20 protein-coding genes and 1 pseudogene are annotated in these 19531 nt (G+C 72.2%); 7 read left to right on the top strand and 14 right to left on the bottom strand.

The genetic code is table 11. The features are described from left to right. Positions 1-12: 12 nt before the first annotated feature. Together ACZ67Q_RS11430 and ACZ67Q_RS11425 are read left to right on the top strand one after the other, a co-directional pair. Positions 13-492 (top strand): anthrone oxygenase family protein, encoded by a 480-nt coding sequence (locus ACZ67Q_RS11430; RefSeq protein ID WP_471179614.1) that lies wholly within the window; start codon positions 13-15, stop codon positions 490-492. A 168-nt stretch (positions 493-660) separates the two neighbouring features. Then, entirely contained in the window at positions 661-2148 is a 1488-nt protein-coding gene (locus ACZ67Q_RS11425; RefSeq protein ID WP_471179611.1) for a glutamate synthase subunit beta, read from the top strand. Between the two features lie 87 nt (positions 2149-2235). Here the strand turns inward: ACZ67Q_RS11425 and ACZ67Q_RS11420 are convergent. The 3 genes and pseudogenes from ACZ67Q_RS11420 to ACZ67Q_RS11410 all read right to left on the bottom strand — a co-directional run. Further along, positions 2236-2463 (bottom strand): annotated as a pseudogene (locus ACZ67Q_RS11420) (SAM-dependent methyltransferase); the annotation flags it as partial. A 151-nt stretch (positions 2464-2614) separates the two neighbouring features. Further along, positions 2615-2890, bottom strand: coding sequence for a DUF397 domain-containing protein (locus ACZ67Q_RS11415; protein ID WP_471179609.1), 276 nt, complete (start codon positions 2888-2890; stop codon positions 2615-2617). Beyond that, positions 2891-3751, bottom strand: a complete 861-nt coding sequence (locus ACZ67Q_RS11410; RefSeq protein WP_471179606.1) for a helix-turn-helix domain-containing protein — start codon at positions 3749-3751, stop codon at positions 2891-2893. A 191-nt stretch (positions 3752-3942) separates the two neighbouring features. Here ACZ67Q_RS11410 and ACZ67Q_RS11405 point away from each other — a divergent pair, with 191 nt between their 5' ends. From ACZ67Q_RS11405 to ACZ67Q_RS11395, 3 genes are all read left to right on the top strand, one after another. Then, positions 3943-4683 (top strand): ATP-binding protein, encoded by a 741-nt coding sequence (locus tag ACZ67Q_RS11405; RefSeq protein ID WP_471179604.1) that lies wholly within the window; start codon positions 3943-3945, stop codon positions 4681-4683. Next, a complete protein-coding gene (locus ACZ67Q_RS11400; RefSeq protein WP_471179601.1) occupies positions 4680-5123 on the top strand; it encodes a hypothetical protein in 444 nt (147 codons plus the stop codon). The genes ACZ67Q_RS11405 and ACZ67Q_RS11400 overlap by 4 nt, the downstream gene beginning before the upstream one ends. 418 nt (positions 5124-5541) lie before the next feature. Continuing rightward, on the top strand, positions 5542-7461 hold the full coding sequence (locus ACZ67Q_RS11395) for an ABC transporter ATP-binding protein (RefSeq protein WP_471180104.1): 1920 nt from the start codon (positions 5542-5544) through the stop codon (positions 7459-7461). 353 nt (positions 7462-7814) lie between these two features. Here the strand turns inward: ACZ67Q_RS11395 and ACZ67Q_RS11390 are convergent, their stop codons facing one another. The 5 genes from ACZ67Q_RS11390 to ACZ67Q_RS11370 form a co-directional block, all read right to left on the bottom strand. After that, entirely contained in the window at positions 7815-8495 is a 681-nt protein-coding gene (locus ACZ67Q_RS11390; protein WP_471179598.1) for a DUF899 domain-containing protein, read from the bottom strand. A 56-nt stretch (positions 8496-8551) separates the two neighbouring features. After that, the gene (locus ACZ67Q_RS11385; RefSeq protein ID WP_471179595.1) at positions 8552-10468 is read right to left on the bottom strand and encodes an FUSC family protein; all 1917 of its coding nucleotides are present in this window, start codon (positions 10466-10468) and stop codon (positions 8552-8554) included. Between the two features lie 302 nt (positions 10469-10770). Continuing rightward, entirely contained in the window at positions 10771-11535 is a 765-nt protein-coding gene (locus ACZ67Q_RS11380) for a nucleotidyltransferase domain-containing protein (RefSeq protein WP_471179592.1), read from the bottom strand. A gap of 298 nt (positions 11536-11833) precedes the next feature. After that, positions 11834-11971 (bottom strand): hypothetical protein, encoded by a 138-nt coding sequence (locus ACZ67Q_RS11375; protein ID WP_471180118.1) that lies wholly within the window; start codon positions 11969-11971, stop codon positions 11834-11836. A 61-nt stretch (positions 11972-12032) separates the two neighbouring features. Beyond that, positions 12033-12881, bottom strand: a complete 849-nt coding sequence (locus ACZ67Q_RS11370; protein ID WP_471179589.1) for a uracil-DNA glycosylase — start codon at positions 12879-12881, stop codon at positions 12033-12035. Positions 12882-12949: 68 nt separating this feature from the next. Between ACZ67Q_RS11370 and ACZ67Q_RS11365 the strand changes: the two genes are divergently transcribed. Continuing rightward, complete coding sequence (locus tag ACZ67Q_RS11365; protein WP_471179586.1) at positions 12950-13594, top strand: RNA-binding S4 domain-containing protein; 645 nt, start codon at positions 12950-12952, stop codon at positions 13592-13594. A gap of 21 nt (positions 13595-13615) precedes the next feature. Here the strand turns inward: ACZ67Q_RS11365 and ACZ67Q_RS11360 are convergent, their stop codons facing one another. Then, positions 13616-14038 (bottom strand): DoxX family protein, encoded by a 423-nt coding sequence (locus tag ACZ67Q_RS11360; protein WP_471180101.1) that lies wholly within the window; start codon positions 14036-14038, stop codon positions 13616-13618. A 239-nt stretch (positions 14039-14277) separates the two neighbouring features. After that, positions 14278-14970: a class I SAM-dependent methyltransferase gene (locus tag ACZ67Q_RS11355; protein ID WP_471179584.1), complete on the bottom strand. Its 693-nt coding sequence runs from the start codon at positions 14968-14970 to the stop codon at positions 14278-14280. Positions 14971-15119: 149 nt separating this feature from the next. Here ACZ67Q_RS11355 and ACZ67Q_RS11350 point away from each other — a divergent pair, with 149 nt between their 5' ends. Continuing rightward, a complete protein-coding gene (locus tag ACZ67Q_RS11350) occupies positions 15120-15386 on the top strand; it encodes a DUF6343 family protein (protein ID WP_471179581.1) in 267 nt (88 codons plus the stop codon). A 102-nt stretch (positions 15387-15488) separates the two neighbouring features. Here the strand turns inward: ACZ67Q_RS11350 and ACZ67Q_RS11345 are convergent, their stop codons facing one another. From ACZ67Q_RS11345 to rpsA, 4 genes are all read right to left on the bottom strand, one after another. Then, entirely contained in the window at positions 15489-15869 is a 381-nt protein-coding gene (locus tag ACZ67Q_RS11345) for a tetratricopeptide repeat protein (protein WP_471179578.1), read from the bottom strand. Between the two features lie 216 nt (positions 15870-16085). Further along, a complete protein-coding gene (gene coaE / locus ACZ67Q_RS11340; protein ID WP_471179576.1) occupies positions 16086-16691 on the bottom strand; it encodes a dephospho-CoA kinase in 606 nt (201 codons plus the stop codon). Between the two features lie 45 nt (positions 16692-16736). Then, positions 16737-17675, bottom strand: a complete 939-nt coding sequence (locus ACZ67Q_RS11335) for a PAC2 family protein (protein ID WP_471179573.1) — start codon at positions 17673-17675, stop codon at positions 16737-16739. Positions 17676-17932: 257 nt separating this feature from the next. Continuing rightward, positions 17933-19423 carry a 30S ribosomal protein S1 gene (gene rpsA, locus ACZ67Q_RS11330; RefSeq protein ID WP_361635277.1) on the bottom strand — a complete coding sequence of 497 codons (1491 nt, stop codon included), beginning with the start codon at positions 19421-19423 and terminating at the stop codon, positions 17933-17935. Positions 19424-19531 lie beyond the last annotated feature (108 nt).

Genomic DNA, 19531 nt, shown 5'->3' with positions numbered 1-19531 from the left:
GTTGGGGGAGCCATGATCGAGGGACCGTACCTGGTGCTGACCGTGGTGGGAGTGGTGGCGACGGCACTGATGGCCGGCGTCTTCTGCGCCTTCTCCGTGCTCGTGATGCGCGGGCTCGCCGCGCTGCCGCCCGCGCAGGGTGTCGCCACGATGAACGCGATCAACCGGGCGGCGCTGACACCGGCGTTCATGGTGGTGTTCCTCGGGGCGACGCTGGTGAGCGCGGTACTCGCGGTCGTCACCTTCGTGCTGTGGCCGCAGCAGGGCGCCGTGGAACTCCTGCTGGGCAGCGCGTTGTATCTGTTCGGGGCGTTCGGTGTGACGGCGGCGGCGAACGTGCCGCGCAACGACAGGCTGATGCGGCACACGGCGGACAGCCCGGAGGCGGCCGAGTACTGGCCGTCGTACCTGCGCGAGTGGACCCGGTGGAACCACATCCGGACGATCGCCTCGACGGCGTCCGCCCTGGCGTACGTGCTGGCGCTCCTCTGAGCCCCGCACACGGATGGATGACCGCACCGCCTGCCCGCGCTCCCCGCCCCCTCCGTCATACGGCGCCGCCCGCCGCCCTGCGCGCCTGCCGGCCCGGACGTATCGTGGCCGCAGGATGTGCCGCCCCGCGGCGCACGGCCTGTCGCACGCGACGCGAGGAAGACGGCCATGGCCGATCCCAAGGGATTCATGACGACCCCCCGCCAGGACTGGCCGCGCCGGCCCGTCGAGGAGCGGGTGCGGGACTGGGACGAGGTGTACGTCCCCGGGGCGCTGCTGCCGATCATCAGCAAGCAGGCCGACCGATGTATGGACTGCGGTGTTCCGTTCTGCCACCACGCCTGCCCGCTCGGCAATCTCATCCCCGAGTGGAACGACCTGGTCTCCCGCGAGGACTGGCGGGCGGCGAGCGACCGGCTGCACGCGACGAACAACTTTCCCGAGTTCACCGGCCGGCTCTGCCCGGCGCCGTGCGAGGCGGGCTGCGTGCTGGCCATCGACCAGCCCGCCGTGACGATCAAGAACGTCGAGTGTGCGATCGCGGACCGGGCGTGGGAGGAGGGGTTCGCGCCGCCCAGGCCGCCCGAGCGACTGTCCGGCAGGACGGTGGCTGTGATCGGCTCCGGCCCCACCGGACTCGCCGCGGCCCAGCAGCTCACCCGGGCCGGGCACACCGTCGCCGTGTACGAGCGGGACGACCGCCTCGGCGGACTGATGCGGTACGGCATCCCCGCGTTCAAGATGGAGAAGCGCCATCTGGAGCGGCGGCTGGAGCAGATGCGGGCGGAGGGCACGAAGTTCCGTACCTCGACGGTCGTCGGGCGGGATGTCGGTGCCGACGACCTGCGATCGCGCTACGACGCGGTCGTGGTCGCCACGGGGGCCACGGCGTGGCGGGAACTGGACGTGCCGGGGCGGGAGTTGACGGGGATCCACCAGGCGATGGAGTACCTCCCCCTGGCCAACCGCGTGTGCGAGGGCGACCTGACGAGTTCACCGCTGTCGGCCGCCGGCCGGCACGTCGTGATCGTCGGCGGCGGGGACACGGGCGCGGACTGCCTGGGCACAGTGGTACGGGAGGGTGCCGCATCCGTCACCCAGCTGGACATCTACGGCCGGCCCGGCACCGAGCGCGACGAGGACGCCGAGCCGTGGCCGACGTACCCGAAGATCTACCGCCTGTCGGCCGCGCATGAAGAGGCCCGTGACCTGCGGACGGCGCCGGCGGCGGACGCGGACGCGCGGCTGTTCGCGGCGTCGACGCTGCGCTTCACCGGGGACGCGCGGGGGCACGTGCGGGGCCTGCACCTGGTGGAGGTGGACGCGCACCGCCGTCCGCTGCCCGGGACCGACCGGACCCTGCCCGCCGACCTCGTCCTGCTCGCCCTCGGCTTCACGGGCCCGGACCGGCACGACGGCCTGATCGACCAGCTCGGTGTGGCGGTGGACGCGCGGGGCACGATCGCGCGGGACGCGGACTTCGCGACGAACGTCCCCGGTGTGTTCGCCGCCGGGGACGCGGCGCGCGGCCAGTCCTTGATCGTGTGGGCGATCGCGGAGGGCCGGGCGGTGGCGGCCGCGGTCGACCGCCATCTCACGGGCAGTACTCGCCTCACGTCACCGATCGGCCCGTACGACCGCCCCCTGACCGCGTGACCGTGCAGGACGTTGCCGCCTGCCCTTCAGGGCTTTCGCGCCACCGCGCCGTACCCCGGAATCACCCCGCAGCACAATGGGGTCGTTGTCGAGGAACTGGCGGATGCCCTGTCCGGCCAGCCATCGGGTGGCGCGGTGCATGAAGGCGCGGTCGACCGGGGCCATCACCGGCACCCGGGGGTCGAGCATCTGCCGGCCCATCTCCTCGTCGACCGGGCAGTGGTCCTTGCCGCCGAGGTATCAGTCGTACATCCGCGCGGGGTGCGGCCTGTTCGGGTCGATCTGGACGGTGCCGTCGCGGTCCTGCCCGGTCATGAAGCACTCCGTAAGGGTCCGGCGGGGCGACGGAAGCAGTCAGTGATCAAGCTCGTACCAAGTTCAGCCGTACCCAGATCTCGCACCGGAACCGGCCGTACCAAGATCTCGTACCAGGATTAGGAAGGCGAGGAAAAAGCAACAGAGCGGCTCAGGACAGCAGGAAGTCCGCCACCCCCGCCTTGGCGCCCTCGATGAACGCGGTCATCTCGTCGGAGGTGTAGATCAGGGCCGGCCCGTCCGGGTCGGTGGACTGGCGGACGGCGATCCGTCCGTCGGCGAGCTTCATCGCCTCCAGGCAATTGCCGCCGTTGCCGCCGCTCCACGGCTTGTGCCAGCCCTCGCTGCCCAGCTCCCGCGCGGGCATGCCGTTGTAGATCCCCTCGGCGCGGACCCGCGGCCGGGAAGGGGACGTGGTGTGATCCATTCACAGCTCCTTGCGGAGATCCTGCAGGATCTCCTTCGTGCGATGTGCCGTCGCGGCATGTGCCGCCATGCGGTCCATGACCTCGAGATGGGCGGCCACCTCGGGGCGCGCGTCGAGATAGACCGCGCCGGTCAGGTACTCGCTGTAGACCATGTCCGGGAGTTCCGGCATGGCGAATCGGAAGAGCACGAACGGCCCGTACGTGCCGGGGTGCGGGCCGGCGGAGAACTCGGCGACCTGCAGCGTCACATGGGGCAGCTTCGTGGCCTCGAGCAACTTGTCGATCTGGGCGCGCATCACCTCCGGACCGCCGACCGGGCGGCGCAGGACGGTTTCGTCCATGACCACCCACAGCCGGGGGGCGTCCTCACGGGTGAGCAGTTGCTGGCGTTGCATGCGCAGGGCTACGTGCCGCTCGATGTCCTCCGGCCGGGTCTGGCCGATGGCGCCCGAGCGCAGCACACCGCGCGCGTAGTCCTCGGTCTGCAGCAGACCGGGCACGAAGTGCGGCTCGTACTGACGGATCAGCGACGCCGCGCCCTCCAGGCTGACGTGCAGGGAGAACCAGCCGGGCAGGATGTCGTGGAAGCGCTGCCACCAGCCGGGCCGGTTGGCGTCCTCGGCGAGTTGCACGAAGGCCTCGGCCTCGTCGTCCTCGACGCCGTACGCCTTCAGCAGCAGCTGAAGGTACGGGATCTTCAGCGCGACCTCGGCCGTCTCCATGCGTCGGATGGTGGCGGGGGCGACACGGAGGACGCGGGCGGCTTCCTCACGCTTGAGCCCGGCGCGTTCCCGCAGATCCATCAGGCGCCGGCCGAGGACCACCTGTCCCACGGTCGGCGCGGACCGCGGTTCGCTCACGCTCCACCTCCAGGAAGCGACTCACCCAACGAAAGCATGCTGACAGCCCTGCGGCGCCATTCGAAGATCCATTCGAAGGTCTGGGCAGACCTCCGGCGATCCGAACTGGCGCCGCGCGACGTGCTGACGCGAGCAGTGTGCCATGACCTGTGCAGGCAGCACATCGCACTCTGCATTTTTCAGAGTGACCCTTGCCAAGTGTTCCCGGCGGGGCGATAGTGGCAAGCGTGATTCCGTCCGCGCCCTTAGGAACAGACGCCGCCGCAGACCCGATCGGTCTCGGTGCCGCCGCGGGAGCGAACCCCTTGGGGAACGCTGCCGAGCGCCGGTTCCGGTTCGAGCTGGCCGCGCACCCGGGTTCCCCGGCGCGGGCCAGACGCCTGACGCGGGCGCGGCTCACCGGCTGGTCGGTGGGCGAGGACGCCTGCGACACCGCGGCCCTGGTCATATCCGAGCTGGTCACCAACGCAATCGTCCACACGGCGAGCAGCCGTGTGGTGTGCGAGCTGCACGACCATGACGACACCGTGCGCATAGCCGTGCGCGACGAGGGCTGCGCGCCCGGCGACCCCCACCCGGCCCCCCAGCGGGGCGAGGCCGAACACGGACGGGGGCTGTTGCTGGTCGACGCCATGTGCCGGGCCTGGGGTGCCCAGGAGCACGGCCCCGGACTGCTGGTGTGGGCCGAGGTGCCGCGCCAGGCCGAAACGCCGGGCACTCCCAGCGAGCCGCGCAACGACCTGGGATGGGGCAGCCGCCCCAAACCGGGCCCGGCGGACTCCGGAGAGGGCGGCGACGGCGAGGAGGGGAAGACCGGCGCCGGGCAGCTGCACCACGCGCACGAGGGGAACGACCGCGCCGAACGGCTGCACCACGCCCCGGCCGGCGCGAGCGCGGCCGAGCCGGCTGGCCGTGAGAGGGGGAGGCCGTGAGCGCCGGATCCGGCCGCGGCCCGGTACTGACCATGAACACGCTCGTCCAGCTCACCCGCCGTCTGCACACGCCCGCAGGCCCTCTCAGGCTCGCCGTGCCGGAGGGCATGACCGCCCCCCTCGGCTGCGACGCGGTGGCCGTCCCGGCACGCTTCGGCCCCCTGCTCCTGCCCCGTCTGCCGCGCGTCGGCTGCGTGTACGCCGATGAGGCGCACTGGTGGTGGATCGTCCCGTCCGACTCCGACTACGCCGTGGAGTGGCCGGCCCCCGCGCAGTACGCCGCCGGCGCGATCCTGCCCGACTCCGACGCCCCGCACGCCCCCGGTCTCATCCACCGACCGGACGACACGGTTCCGTACACCCCGCCGATCCCGCTGTACCTGGCGGTGTGCCGCCTGACGGGAACGGTCCCGAGCTGGTCCCGCCCGGTCAGCGCGTAACGCCTGCGGCGGGCGCCCCTCACGCGACCACGGGCTCGCCACAGCGGCGAACCCGCGCCCACGCGCGTCTCTCTCTCTCCCCCCCCCCCGCGTGCGCCCGCGCACACCGTCCGTCGGCCGCCTCACCGAGGCGCCCCGCCGAGGCGCCCCGCCGAGGCGCTCACCTTGGAGTCGCGCACCCGCCCATCGGCCGCCCGGGCGGCGCGCCCCGCGTGCGCCCGCGCACACCGTCCGCCGGCCGCCCCCGCGCCCGCACCCCCGCCCCCCGCTCTGCGCCCTCCCCCGCTCCCGCCGCGCCCCGGGATAGTGACCGTCTGACCGGAGCCGGGGAGGTCACGTGGGGCACAAGCACGACGCCGACAAGCGTGAGGTGTCGGAGTCGGAACGGCTGCTGTTCGGCGGGCCGCTGCGGTACGACATGGGCTGGAACCAGCACGTGGACGCGTTCCTGGAACTGAACCTGCGCGCGATGGTCACCCGGCTGCCCGCCCTGCTCGGCTCCAGCCTCCGCCTCGCCCGGCAGGCCGATCCCAGGGCCACCCGCACGGTGCTGCTCGCCGAGTCCGGCCGCGGCCTCGGCCAAGCGGTCAGCCTGCTCGCGGTCAACAGCATGCTGAGCCGGCTGCTCGGCGACGGCACGCTGGAGGCACGCCTGCGCGGTGCCGCCCCGGCGCTGGTCGCCCTGTCCGCCGTACTGCTGCTCTCGGCGTTGCTGCGCGCGGCGTCGACGTACGCCACCGGGCGTCTGGAGCCCAAGGTGGAGCGGGTGGCCACGGAGCTGTACCTGGAACGGGCGGCGAACGTGGAACTGTCCGCGATCGAGGACCACGCCTTCCACAAGCTGCTGGACACCGCCCAGTACGGCGCCTCCTCCGCCCGCAGGATGATCATGTACGGCACGCGCGTGGTGAACGCCGTGATCTCGCTGGTCGCGGCGGCCGGCGTGCTGACCGTGCTGCACCCGGCGCTGCTGCCGCTGCTCGTCACGATGACCCTGCCGAGCGCCTGGAGCTCGCTGACCAACGCGCGGCGCCGCTACGAGTCGTTCCACACCTGGGTGCAGCACGCCCGGGCCGGGCACCTGCTCAGCGGCCTGCTGACCGAGCCGCAGGCCGCGCCGGAGATCCGGGTGCACGGCGTGGGCCCGTTCCTGCTGCGCCATTTCCGGGCGATGTCGGAGACGGCCGAGGCCGAGCAGGCCCGTCTCGCCCGGCTCGCCGCCCGCACCGGGTTGATCGCGGCGACCTGGACGGGGCTCGCGACGGTGGCGACGTACGCCACGCTCGGCGGGCTGCTGCTGACCGGCGCGATGGCGCTGTCGGTGGCGGGCACGGCGGTGGTCGCGATCCGCAGCGGCTCGACCAGCCTGAACACGCTCGTGCTGGAGATCAACGAACTGCACGAGGAGGCCCTGTTCGTCGGCGACCTGGAGCGGCTGTACGTCGAGGCGGCCGAGCGGGCCATTCCGGTCGGCGGCGTGCCGCTGCCGGAGGACCCGCGGGAGATCCGCTTCGAGAACGTCACGTTCCGCTACCCCGGGGACGCGACCCGCCCCGCGCTGGACGACGTCACGCTCGACCTCCCTCTCGGCCGGATCATCGCGCTGGTCGGGGAGAACGGCTCGGGCAAGACGACGCTGGTCAAGCTGCTCGCGGGGCTGTACCGGCCGGACGCCGGACGGATCCTGTGGGACGACGTGGACGCCGCCCGCGCCGACCGGCGGCTGCTGGCCGAGCGGGTGGCGATGGTCGCGCAGGACTTCAAACGGTGGCCGTTCACCGCCCGGGTCAACGTGGCCATCGGGCGTTCCTCCGCCCCGCTGACCGAGGAGCGGCTGGCCGCCTCGATCACCCAGGCCGGCGCCGAGGACGTCGTCGCGGACCTGCCGCGCGGCCTGGACACGCTGCTGGCCAGGCACTTCTCCGGCGGCCACGAGCTGTCCGGCGGACAGTGGCAGCGCCTCGGCATCGCCCGGGCCGCCTACCGGCGCGGGAACATCCTGATCGTGGACGAGCCGACGGCGGCCCTGGACGCCAGAGCCGAGGTGGAGGTCTTCGACAAGATCCGCGCGCTGGCGGCCGCTGGGCAGACGGTCGTCCTCATCACGCACCGGCTGGCGTCGGTGCGCCACGCGGACCTGGTGCACGTCCTGGACCAGGGCCGCCTCGTCGAGTCCGGCACTCCGGAGGAGCTGCTGGCCAAGGACGGGGTGTACGCGGAGCTGTACGCGCTCCAGGCGGAGCAGTTCACCTTGAAGGTGCCGGGAACGGCGGCACGGGAGCCCGCGAGGGCCGGTGAGACGACGGTGCCCGCCCCGAGGAGTACGGCGGCGGGCTGACCTGGGACATGCGGCGCGGTCGTCACTCCATGGCGTCCGCGCTCCGGATGATCACCAGGAATGTGTCTGTCGTGAGGTCCATGACAACCTCAGCCGCCAGACCCTCCTGTCGTCGCGCCTGCGCGAACTCTTCCGCCGGCCACGATCCACGCGGCCCACCTGCGGGAAAGCGTTCGAGCACGGTTCGCCCGTTCACCATCTCGCACCTCCACAAAGCGTTGTCCGTGTAGGAGTTAACGCCCTGGGGAGGCCTCACGGCTCGCTCAGTGACCCGACTGAGACGTAGGTGACACAAGTTCACCGCGGACCGTGAGATTCCGTGCACGGAACGCACGCATCCGGTACGAAGCGTGTCAGTCCTCGTACTCGTCGTGATAGCGCACCCGCACCCTTCCCTCCTGCCGGCCGAGCGCCGTGAGGTCCAGCAGGCTGCTGGTGGACCCGATGTCGTCAAGTCCGCACTCGCGCGACGAGCAGGTGTGGTCGTCGAGGCCGCCCCCGCGCGTCGAGTAGGTGTGAAAGGCCCGGTCGCGCTCGCGCAGGAAGCAGCTCAGTCCCGGTCGCTCGACGAGCGAGCCGTCACCCTGCTCCACGCTCACCTCGAAGTCCTCGTTGAAGTCCGTCTCGTGCGACGAGTACCAGGGCACGGTCCACCCCATCCGCGCCTTGAAGGGCAGGATCCGCGTGAACGGCGCCCGGGACACCACCGCGAACGACGTCCCCCTCGCATGGAGATGGGCAAGTTGCCCCACTTGGTCCAGAAATGCGGAGCAATGGCGGCAGCCGCCCTCCCACTCGGGCGCGAACATGAAGTGGTGGACGACGAGTTGGTCGCGTCCCTCGAAGAGGTCGAGCAGGGTCGCCTTGCCGTCGCCGCCCTCGAAGACGTACTCCTTGTCGATTTCCACCATCGGCAGCCGGCGTCGCTGCGCGCTCAGCGCGTCGCGCGCGCGGGTGACCGCCTTCTCCTTGACCAGCAGTTCCTCGCGCGCCGCGCGCCACTGCTCGCGCGAGACGACCTCCGGAAGCAACATGAGCCCTCCTGTGCAACGGTCCGTTCCCAGGAGGTGACCGAGGGTCGGCGCGGAACTCATCGGTGCGGCAGAAAAAATTCCGCAGCCGAGGCAGCGACCACCCGCCGGTCGAGTGCGTCGCGCGCGCCCAGTTCGTCGAGTTCGCCGAGGAGTTCGGTGAGCCGGCGCTCGTGCCGCGGGCCGAGGGCTCCGGTGTCGTCGAGGTGGACCGCGCAGGCGGTGGTGGTGTCGACGAGGCGTTCGAGGACGGCGGCGACCTCGCCGGTCCCCGCGGTGTGCCGGGCCAGCGGGGGCAGTTCTGCGGCGGCGAGCGCACTGGCGGTGCGCGCCTCGGCCAGAGCGCGGTAGGCCTCTCGGCGCAGGGCCCAGCGGACGGTGCGGGAGCCGGGTTCGGTGAGGACGTGCATCAGGTAGGCGTCCGCTGCGCCGGCCGCGACGGCGAGCCGGTCGCGCACCGTGCCGCCCCGCTTCCCGGGCACCGGCAGATGGCCGACGACCAGCACGATCGCGCAGGCCAGCAGCGTTTCCCCGATCCGGCTCAAGGATGCCGGCGGCTCACCGCCCACCATGACCAGCGCGAGCACCAGGACGGTGACGACGGCGGTCTGCGCGGCGAAGTGGCGTGCGGCGACCGGGACGAGCGCACCGCACAGGGCGACGAGGAGGACGAGCCCGGCCGGCCGGGGCAGGACGACGGCGAGCACGGCGAAGACGACAGCCCCGAGCACGGTCCCGGCCGCCCGGCACAGCACCCGCGACGCCAGCGGCCCGAGGTCGGGCTTGACGAGGAACACCGCGGTGGCGGGCAGCCAGTACCAGTGGCTGTGCTGCCCGTACCAGTGCGTACGGTGCAACGCCTGCGCCACGGCGGCCGCGGTGCCGAAGGAGACCGCGACCCGCAGCCCGTACTCGCGCCCGCCGGAGCCGAAGGCGACCCGTACCAGTTGCCGTGCCGTGCGCCGCCGCTCGTGCAGTGCCGTGCCGTGGCCGCGGTCGAAGACGTCGGCGGCCTGCAGCAGCGCGTCGTCGAGCGCCCGCAGAGCGGGTTCCGCCCGGCTCGGTGCGGGCAGCGGCCCGGTGGCGGCGTCGTTGCGCACCGCGGCGGCAAGCCTTCGCGGCCCCGCACCGGCCCGCGCCCCGACCGGCTCCCCGGCCCAGGCCAGCGCGGTCGCGGCCTCTGCGAGCGGCAGGGCGGCGGCGTACTGCGCGTGCAGCCGCCGTTCGGTGGCACAGGAGGCGTACCGCCGCAGCCGGGGGCCGGACAGGCAGTCCTGGGCGTGATCCAGGGCGGCGGTGAGGGCGGCCCGCCGGGAGAGGGCAAGGGGGCCGCCGACGGCTTCGAGCAGTTCGGCGATCGCGTCATAGACACCGGCGACGGCGTCCCGCTCCCCGTCGAACCGGAAGTCCTTGCGGAGATTCAGCCGGAAGGCCGGCCGCCCATCGCCGGGGCGGGATCCGGGCGTGGGCAGCGCGAGCCGCAGCGCCAGCAGCCATCCGGCCCCGGCGAGGAAGCCGAGCGCTCGCAGCCACCCGCTCTCCGGCAGCGGCATCCCGGCCCCGACGGCCGCCGCGGCCAGCAGCTGCGTCGCCGCCGCCGAGGCGACCGGCCCGACGGCACTGGCCCCACCGGCGACCAGCCCGAGCACAGTGAGCACTGCGGTGAGCAGGACCGGGCCGGCGTACTGACCGGCGTACGTCCCGACGACCAGCCCGGCGGCCCCCGCGAGCGCGGGCACCCCGATCCGCTCGACCGAGGCCCGGCGGCTGCCGGGGCGGTCGTTGATCCCGGCGAACATGGCCGCAAGGGCGGCGACGACACCGAGCGACGTACGGCCGGCGGCGAGCGCCCCGAGCAGCAGTGGCCCGGCCGCCAGCGCTCCCCGCGTGACCGCGCTCCAGGGCACCGGCCCTCGCTGGGCGCGCAGGGCGTGGGCGAGCCAGGGCGGAAGCGTGAAGGTGACGCGGCGGAACACGGGGCTCCTGTTCGGACGAGGGCGGGGTGTGCCTTCGGGCGACGGTGGCCGAGTGGGTGTGGTCCCACCGTAGATCGGGTTCTTTGAGGGGAGGGGACGGTCGTGTTTCACCCAGGTGACAGTTCCGGGCGACGGGACCGGGTCGGGCGGACCGGGCGGCTCGGGCGGAGGGACCGGCTCGGGCGGGCAAGGCGGAGGGACCGGCTCGGGCGGGTAAGGCGGAGGGACCGGGTCGGGTGGAGGGCGAGGTGTCGGGGGAGACGCCGCTTCGGCGCCAGGGGCACTGTTGAGGAACCGCCGGTTCAGTGCGGGGCGTTCAGGAGCAGTTCCTCGGCGTCGGCGACGGCCGCGGCCAGCCGGTCGGGTTCCGCCTCGAGGCCGGCCAGCAGGCCGTCGGCCCCGCGCAGGCCGGCCCGCTCCAGCAGCCGCTTCTCATTGGTGACCCACTCGCCGCGCGCCGCCATCACCGCGTGCCCGGCCTGTACGGCGGCGGTGGCGATGGCCCCGGCCACCTCCGTCAGACGTCCGGCCGGGGCATGGTTGTCCCGGGCGTAGGCCAGCGTGAAGCGGGCGCAGCCGAGCCAGTGCTCGCGCGCCGTGCGCCGGAGCGGTTCCGGGTAGGCGGCGGGTTGCGGCATCGCACCGCGCAGCACCCGGTTGACCGCGAGCTCGGCGACGACGAGGTAGGTGGGGATGCCGGCCAGGTGGAAGAGGAGCGGCTCCACGCGGAAGCGGCCCTGCTCCGCTTCGGCCAGTTCGTGCTCGACGACGTCGAGGTCGCGGTAGTGGACGTCGACGCGGCGGCCCTCGACGGTCAGCCACGCGCCGCCGTTGAAGACACCGCCGCCCCAGCCGCCGACCTCCGACACCTCGCCATCCCAGCCGAGCGCGCGCAGGTCGGCGGGGTCGAAGGGGCCGCGGTAGTAGACGGCCAGGTCCCAGTCGCTGTCGGGCCGGTGCGTGCCCTGGGCCCGCGAGCCGCCGAGGGCGACGGCGCGGACGGTGGGCAGGGCGGCGAGTCGGTCGGCGGTGCGGTCGAGGAAGGCCTGATCGGAAACGGACGGCACGGGTGCGCTCCAGCGGGGCGAGGGGTCGGGGCGGGGGTCGCGCTCGGATCGGGGTCGAGGCCGGGGCCGAGGTCGAGGTTGGGGTCGAGGCCGGGGTCGCGGTCGCGGCCTGGCGCAGCGTACGCGGGCTGGGGCGGGTGCGCGAGGTGATGAAGCAAGGAGCGCGGGTGGCTACTTGTGCGGTGGAAGACCGGCGCGTCGTTACCCTCTTTTCGCGATCGGCGCCGGCGCTCACGGTGTGCGGCCCATGTCCGTCGCTTCGGGAGCGGGCGCTCGTAGCTGCCCGCGCGGCTCGTGGTCAGGTCGAGGGCAGGAAGGCCCACAGTGCCTTGGGGTTGACGCCCCGTCGGTAGTGGTACGGCGCGTCCGGCGCCGCGTCGAAGAGGCGCTCCATGTCGACGCGGCCGCGCTTGACCCAGTAGTAGTCGTGCAGCACCTGTTCGGGGACGAACCCGCCGACTGAGCGACGCCGGCCGTCGACCGCGGTACCGCGTGGGTCACCCCCTGTGCGGCAGCCCGGCAGCCTCAGCCGCCGTGCTCAGTACGTCCCGCAGCATCTCGGGCGTGAGCCGCCCGGTGAAGGTGTTGCGCTGGCTGACGTGAAAGCAGCCGAAGAGATGGAGCGGCTCCCTGTCGCCTCCACCGCCCCCGCCACCTCCGCCTTCCGCACGGACCGCGCCGACCCGGCCGCCCCCGCCGACCCCACGGACCGCGCCACCCCGGCCGCCTCCCCCGCCGGTCCCGCCGTCCCCGCCTGCTCCGCCATCCAGCGTCACCCTGGCACCGTGCCCGAAGGCCGGTCGCGGGCGTGGCACCGGCCAGCCGGCCTCGGCGAAGGCGGGCAGCGCCGCCTGCCAGCCGAACGCCCCGAGCACCACCACCGCCCGCAGCGTCGGCTGCAGCAGCGTCAGCTCCTGCACCAGCCAGGCCCGGCAGGTGTCCCGCTCCTGCGGCGTCGGCTTGTTCGCCGGCGGTGCGCAGTGCACCGGCGCGGTGACCCGCACGCCGTACAGCTCCAGTCCGTCGTCCGCGCTGACCGCCGTCGGCTGCGAGGCCAGCCCCACGTCGTACAGCGCCTGATACAGCACGTCACCGGAGCGGTCCCCGGTGAACATCCGCCCGGTCCGGTTGCCCCCGTGGGCGGCGGGCGCGAGCCCGACGATCAGCAGCCGCGCATCGGCCGGCCCGAACCCGGGAACCGGCCGCCCCCAGTACGTCCAGTCGGCGAACGCTGCCCGCTTGGTCCGCGCCACCTCCTCCCGCCAGGCGACGAGCCGCGGGCAGGCCCGGCAGCCGGCGATCCGCTGGTCCAGGTCGGGGAGGCCGGAGGATGCGCTGGGGGTCATGGCACCACGGTATGCCGGGGCGGGAAACCCGTGGGGCGCACCCCGCGCGGCGAGCTAAGGTCGAGAACATGGTTGCTGAAGGTGCGGACCACAAGACCACGGACACGACGGGCCCGGACGCGGAACCGTCGGCTGCCGTGCCCCCGGCGGGCGCCACCGCCGCCACGCAGGAGAGCGCAGACCCCAAGATCGCCGCCGCGCCGGAGACCGCCGATCCGGAGGTCGCCGATCCGAAGGTCGCCGCTGCCATCGCCGCGGCCGAGGCTGCCGGGCCCGCCCCCGGGGAGACCGTCCGCATCGACAGCTGGATCTGGGCCGTACGTCTGATCAAGACCCGTTCGCTCGGAGCCACCGCCTGCCGGGGCGGTCATGTGCGGGTGAACGGCGAGCGCGTCAAGCCGGCGTACAACGTCCGTGTGGGCGACGAGGTGCGGCTGCGGAGCGAGAACCGGGAACGTGTCGTGGTCGTCAAGCGCCTGATCCGCAAGCGGGTCGGAGCGCCCGTGGCTGTCCAGTGCTACATCGACAACAGCCCGCCGCCCCCGCCCCGCGAGGCCGTCGCCCCCGCCGGCATCCGCGACCGTGGCGCCGGCCGCCCCACCAAGCGCGACCGTCGCGAGCTCGAACGCCTGCGGGCCCTGCGCGGCCTGCCGAGTCTGGGCGGCCCGGGCCCCGGTCCACGGGCCGGTGGAGGCGGGTCCGGACACCGGTGACGGAGGGCTCCCGCCCCGGCCTCACGCCCCGTGTCGCAGCAGCGCCACCAGTTCGGCGGTGTGCCTGCGGCGGGCCCAGGCTATGAGGGCGAGCGGCACCACCAGGATCAGTGGTGTGGCCGCGTTCTGGCCGTCGAACACGGTCATCTGGACGATGAACGCGCCCACCATCAGTGCGCTCAAGGACACCGCCGCGACCGACTGCAGCACCGGAACCAGCAGCGCTATGGCCCCTGCCAGCTCCAGCAGACCGATGGCGTACATCCCCGCACTGCCCCAGCCGATCCGGTCGAACGACTCCACCGCCGTGGGGTGCGCGATCAGCTTCGGCAGCGCACTGGCGAAGGCGTAGAACAGCGCGAGCAGCACCTGCACGGTACGCAGCGCGATCCGGGCGTACCGAGCGCGCCTGGTCATGACCGTCGCTGGGGCCATGGAGGTCATGGGGTTCGTCGAGGCCGACGCCCTCTCGGGGGTCGCTGCGGTGGTGAGGGTGCCGACGGGAGCCGTGGTCTCGGACATGAGGGTCTCCTGGGTTCGCGTTCGGTGGCCTGGTCCGGTGTGATGTCACCTGGTTCGTGTGATGTCACCGGGATAGACCTGGTGGGGTTCCGAAACTCATCGCTCCCCGGCCGCAGTTGGCCGAGCAGCGGCGACCGTTGCCGGCGCCGGGTCGCGCTCCACTAGGTCGTCGGGACCGCCCGCACCCATATGCCGTCCCGCGTCAGGTACCGGTCCACCCTCAGCCCCTCTTCCGCCAGTGCTGCCTCGAACTGCTCCCTGGTCAGGGGCCGGGAGCGGAAGGTCTGGGTCCAGACCGCGTCCGGGAAGAGGTACTCACACACGACCTCGTTGACCCCGTCCCCGACCGGCCGCGCCGAGGCGATCCGCACGGTGAAGCCGGCCGGGTCGACACGCTCGCGCGGCACGGTGCTGTGGTAGTCCTCGCCCTCCCGTTGAATCAGCACGCAACCGCCCTCGGCGACATGGCGCACGCAGGTGCGCAGCAGTCCGCGCCGGATCTCGGTGTCCCCGCTGTGCACGAGGAACGACGCGAGCAGCACGACGTCGAAACGCTCGCCCAGGTCGAGGTCCTCGATCGGGCTGCATATCGTGCGCGACCCGCGCACGTGCTCCAGCATCTCCGCGGACTCGTCCACCGCGGTGACCCTGAAGCCTCGCTCCACCAACGGGTGGGTCACCCGACCGACACCGCTGCCGAGCTCCAGAATGCTCGCTCCGGCCGGCACTGCTGCGGCGATGACGTCCGGCTCGTCCCGCACCGGCAGCCGTGTGTACAGCTCGACCGCGCAGCCGTCCGGCGTGATCGGTCCCGGTCCCGTCCCCTGATGTCCTGCTCGCTTCTTCAGCTCCATGCCAGTCCAACGACCCGCTCTCGCACGGCCGTTCCCCCTGCCCTCCTATTCACCCTTTCGAGCGAAGAGCTCTCGTTCGAGGCCGGAACGGGGACCGCTTGGTGAACGTCCCGGGCCGGAGTACGTTGCAAGGAGGACTGGTGATCGCGATGCGTACAGGCAGTGAGCCGACGACAGCACGCAGTGCGCTGCGGATGCGCTTCTGGCTGAGCGTGTGGGGCCTGATCTGGGCGATCGCCGGCACGGCCGGGTTCGCGCTCGCCGGGCAACCCGGGTGGGCGGCCGCGTTCGGGGTGCTGTGGCTGGTGATCACCGTCGACATGACGGTGATCCTGCGGCACATACGGCAGGGCCCGCACTTCCAGCCGGGGCCCGACATCCCGCCCTACCGGCCGCCGGAACACCGCCGGCCGTGAGCCGAGGGCGGCGGGACGGCCCAGCCGCGGCGAACCGCGACGCTCACGCGTCGACGCCCCCTCTCGCGCGTCGAAATCCTCGGCCGCGTCAAACCGCGGCCCTCATGCGTCGAAGCGTGCCGCCTTGAGGTACTGCGGGTTCGGGTCCAGCGCGGCCGCCAGCCGGAAGTGCCGTCGGGCCTGGTCGTTGCGGCCCTGGCGTTCGTAGGTGCGGGCGAGCGCGAAGTGGGCGTAGGCGTTGTCCGGTTCACGCTCCAGGACGATCGTGAACTCCAGCTCCGCGGGACGCAGTTGCGCGCCGGCGAAGAATGCGCGGGCGCGCAGCAGCCGGGCGGCGGTGTTCTCCGGGTGCGCGGCGATCACTCCGTCGAGCAGCTTCACCGCACCTCGCGGATCGCGGGCGGCGAGCAATTGCTCGGCGGCACGGAAGTCGATGACGTGTGTCTCCGGAGTACCTCCGGTCGAACCGCTGGTCTGGGGCACGGAAAAATCCCTTCCCTCACTCGAGGGCTTCAACGCCCGGACCGAGTACCCCTATTCCGGCAGCGACAGCAGTGACTGCGACTGCTGCGGTCAGAGGGACCACCGTGACGACGGCGACCGGTTGGGATCCTGCGGCCAGTGGGACCAGTGTGACCGTCCCGGGCCTCTACCGCGGTCCCCTCGCCGGTCCCAGCCTCCCCGTGCCGGTCCCGGCCTCTACCGGGCCTCCCGCGCCCTGCGTGCCAGCTCCGCCCAGACCTCCCGCACGCGTGCCCTCAGTTGCTCCAGCGGCACGTCGTTGTCGATCACGATGTCGGCGATCTCCCGGCGCTTCTCACGCGAGGCCTGCGCGGCCATGCGGGCGCGCGCGTCCTCCTCCGTCATGCCGCGCAGCCGCACGAGCCGGTCGAGCTGCGTGGCGGGGCCGGCGTCGACGACGACCACGACGTCGTACAGCGGGGCCAGGCCGTTCTCGGTGAGCAGGGGGACGTCGTGGACCACGACGGCGTCCTCGGCCGCGGCCTGTTCCAGTTCGCGGGAGCGGGCCCCGACCAAGGGGTGCACGATCGCGTTCAGAGCGGCCAGCTTCTCGGGGTCGGCGAAGACGATCGAGCCCAGCTTGGGACGGTCGAGCCTGCCGTCGGGCGTGAGCACATCGGAGCCGAAGGCCTCGACGACCGCCGCGAGGCCAGGCGTGCCCGGCTCCACGACCTCGCGGGCGATACGGTCGGCGTCGATCAGCACGGCCCCGCACTCGACGAGCAGCCGCGACACCTCACTCTTGCCGGCACCGATACCGCCGGTCAGGCCCACTGTCAGCATGAGCGGAAGCTTAGGGCCTGCCGCTGACGCCGGAACCGGCGGAGGTCAGTTGTCGCCCTCACGTTCGGCGAGGAAGCGCTCGAACTCGCGGCCGATCTCGTCCGCCGACGGGATGTCGACGGGCTCGGCCAGCATGTTGCCCCGGCTCTCCGCACCGGCGGCGGCGTCGTACTGGTGCTCGAGACCCTGGACCAGGGCGGTGAGCTCCTCGTCGCCCTCCCTGATCTGGCGGTCGATCTCGGTCTGCGTGCGGTGGGCGTCGTTGCGCAGGGCGTGCGCGATGCTCGGCAGCACGAGGCCGGTGGCGCCGGTGATGGCCTCCAGCACCGTGAGCGCCGCGTCCGGGTAGGGCGAGCGGGCGATGTAGTGCGGGACGTGCGCGGCGACGCCGAGGACGTCGTGGCCCGCTTCCATCAGCCGGTACTCGACGAGGGCTTCGGCGCTGCCGGGCACCTGTGCCTCGTCGAACGGGCTGCTGTGGCCGGGGACCAGGTCGGTGCGGTTGCCGTGCGGGGTGAGGCCGACCGGGCGGGTGTGCGGGACGCCCATGGGGATGCCGTGGAAGTTCACCGACAGGCGGACACCGAGCCGCTCGACGATCTGCCGCACGGCCGCGGCGAAGCGTTCCCACTCCACGTCGGGCTCGGGCCCGGACAGCAGCAGGAAGGGGGCGCCGGTGGCGTCCTGGACGATCCGCACGGTGATGGCCGGATCCTCGTAGTCGGTCCAGCGGTCGCGGCGGAACGTCAGCAGCGGGCGCCGGGCGCGGTAGTCGACCAGCCGGTCGTGGTCGAAACGGGCGACGACCTGGTGGGGCAGCGAGTCGAGGAGCCCTTCGACGATCTGGTCGCCGGTCTCCCCCGCGTCGATGTATCCGTCGAAGTGGTAGAGCATGACAAGTCCGGCCGACTCCTGGGCGAGCGCCATGTCGACGACGGCCAGCCCCTTCGGCTCCCACGTGTACAAACCCTGCGGATCAAGCACAGTGACCGCTCCTCCTCGTGTCCGTAGACGACAACGAGGAGCGCGGCGGAGGCATTCCCGCGATCAAGGAAGCCGGTGAAACGGGGATCATGACAGCGCCGGGCGCATGCAACGCCCTGAAGGGGCGCGGGGAACTGCGCGACCAGCCACAACCGGCCTGCACACGACCGTCGGCGGACTCCACGCATGACTGAGGGGCCGCACCCCGAAAGGTACGGCCCCTCAGCTACCGACTGCTAAGCCTCAGCGGCAAGCGATCAGCTCTGGCCGCCGGCCAGCTTCTCGCGCAGCGCCGCCAGCGCCTCGTCCGACGCCAGGGCGCCGGAGGTGTCGCCACCCTCGGAGGAGTACGAGCCACCGGTCGCGACCGGAGCGGCAGCCTCGCCACCCTCGGCAGCGGCCTTCTCGTCCGCCTCGCGGGACTTGATGACCTGCTGCTGGTGCTGCTCGAAGCGCTGCTGCGCCTCGGCGTACTGGCGCTCCCACTCCTCGCGCTGCTTCTCGTAGCCCTCGAGCCAGTCGTTGGTCTCGGGGTCGAAGCCCTCGGGGTAGATGTAGTTGCCCTGGTCGTCGTAGGACGCCGCCATGCCGTACAGGGTCGGGTCGAACTCGACCGCCGACGGGTCGGCACCGAAGGCCTCGTTGGCCTGCTTCAGCGAGAGGCTGATGCGGCGACGCTCGAGGTCGATGTCGATGACCTTGACGAAGATCTCGTCGTTGACCTGGACGACCTGCTCCGGGATCTCCACGTGACGCTCGGCCAGCTCGGAGATGTGGACCAGACCCTCGATGCCCTCGTCCACGCGGACGAACGCACCGAACGGAACCAGCTTCGTGACCTTGCCGGGCACGACCTGGCCGATCTGGTGGGTGCGGGCGAACTGCTGCCACGGGTCTTCCTGGGTCGCCTTCAGCGACAGGGAGACGCGCTCGCGGTCCATGTCGACGTCGAGGACCTCGACCGTGACCTCCTGGCCGACCTCGACGACCTCGGAGGGGTGGTCGATGTGCTTCCAGGACAGCTCGGAGACGTGGACCAGACCGTCGACGCCACCCAGGTCCACGAAGGCACCGAAGTTGACGATCGAGGAGACGACGCCGGAACGGACCTGACCCTTCTGCAGGGTCGTGAGGAACGTCTGGCGGACCTCGGACTGGGTCTGCTCCAGCCAGGCACGGCGGGACAGGACCACGTTGTTGCGGTTCTTGTCCAGCTCGATGATCTTGGCCTCGAGCTCCTTGCCCACGTAGGGCTGGAGGTCGCGGACACGGCGCATCTCGACGAGGGAAGCCGGCAGGAAGCCACGGAGGCCGATGTCGAGGATGAGACCACCCTTGACGACCTCGATGACGGTACCGGTGACGATGCCGTCCTCTTCCTTGATCTTCTCGATGGTGCCCCAGGCGCGCTCGTACTGGGCGCGCTTCTTCGAGAGGATCAGGCGGCCTTCCTTGTCCTCCTTCTGGAGAACAAGGGCTTCGATCTCGTCGCCGACCTTGACGACCTCGTTCGGGTCGACGTCGTGCTTGATCGAGAGCTCGCGGCTCGGGATGACACCTTCGGTCTTGTAACCGATGTCGAGCAGGACCTCGTCCCGGTCGACCTTCACGATGACGCCGTCGACGATGTCGCCGTCGTTGAAGTACTTGATCGTCTCGTCGATCGCGGCGAGGAAGGCTTCCTCGTTACCGATGTCGTTGACCGCAACCTGCGGGGTGGTGGCGGTGGTCTCGGTGCTGCTCGTCATGTGGGAAAGGGCTCCGGTACGGACGGTGAGTCGTAGGTACTGCTTACGCCGGGAGCCCGTTTCGCTCTGCAGAAGGCCGGACAGCCAAGGAAGCGCCACACTGCGAGC

This window comes from Streptomyces sp. NPDC036813 (genome assembly GCF_055609245.1).
Note: the sequence above shows the minus strand (reverse complement) of the source record. Positions and strands in the feature narration are given on the sequence as shown.

Bases quoted from the DNA above. Each gene is read 5' to 3' on its own strand.
- ACZ67Q_RS11430 (WP_471179614.1), top strand. From the start codon at position 13: ATGATCGAGGGACCGTACCTGGTGCTGACCGTGGTGGGAGTGGTGGCG.
- ACZ67Q_RS11425 (WP_471179611.1), top strand. From the start codon at position 661: ATGGCCGATCCCAAGGGATTCATGACGACCCCCCGCCAGGACTGGCCG.
- ACZ67Q_RS11415 (WP_471179609.1), bottom strand. From the start codon at position 2,890: ATGGATCACACCACGTCCCCTTCCCGGCCGCGGGTCCGCGCCGAGGGG.
- ACZ67Q_RS11395 (WP_471180104.1), top strand. From the start codon at position 5,542: ATGGGCTGGAACCAGCACGTGGACGCGTTCCTGGAACTGAACCTGCGC.
- ACZ67Q_RS11390 (WP_471179598.1), bottom strand. From the start codon at position 8,495: ATGTTGCTTCCGGAGGTCGTCTCGCGCGAGCAGTGGCGCGCGGCGCGC.
- ACZ67Q_RS11370 (WP_471179589.1), bottom strand. From the start codon at position 12,881: ATGACCCCCAGCGCATCCTCCGGCCTCCCCGACCTGGACCAGCGGATC.
- ACZ67Q_RS11365 (WP_471179586.1), top strand. From the start codon at position 12,950: ATGGTTGCTGAAGGTGCGGACCACAAGACCACGGACACGACGGGCCCG.
- ACZ67Q_RS11360 (WP_471180101.1), bottom strand. From the start codon at position 14,038: ATGACCTCCATGGCCCCAGCGACGGTCATGACCAGGCGCGCTCGGTAC.
- ACZ67Q_RS11355 (WP_471179584.1), bottom strand. From the start codon at position 14,970: ATGGAGCTGAAGAAGCGAGCAGGACATCAGGGGACGGGACCGGGACCG.
- ACZ67Q_RS11350 (WP_471179581.1), top strand. From the start codon at position 15,120: ATGCGTACAGGCAGTGAGCCGACGACAGCACGCAGTGCGCTGCGGATG.
- coaE (WP_471179576.1), bottom strand. From the start codon at position 16,691: ATGCTGACAGTGGGCCTGACCGGCGGTATCGGTGCCGGCAAGAGTGAG.
- rpsA (WP_361635277.1), bottom strand. From the start codon at position 19,423: ATGACGAGCAGCACCGAGACCACCGCCACCACCCCGCAGGTTGCGGTC.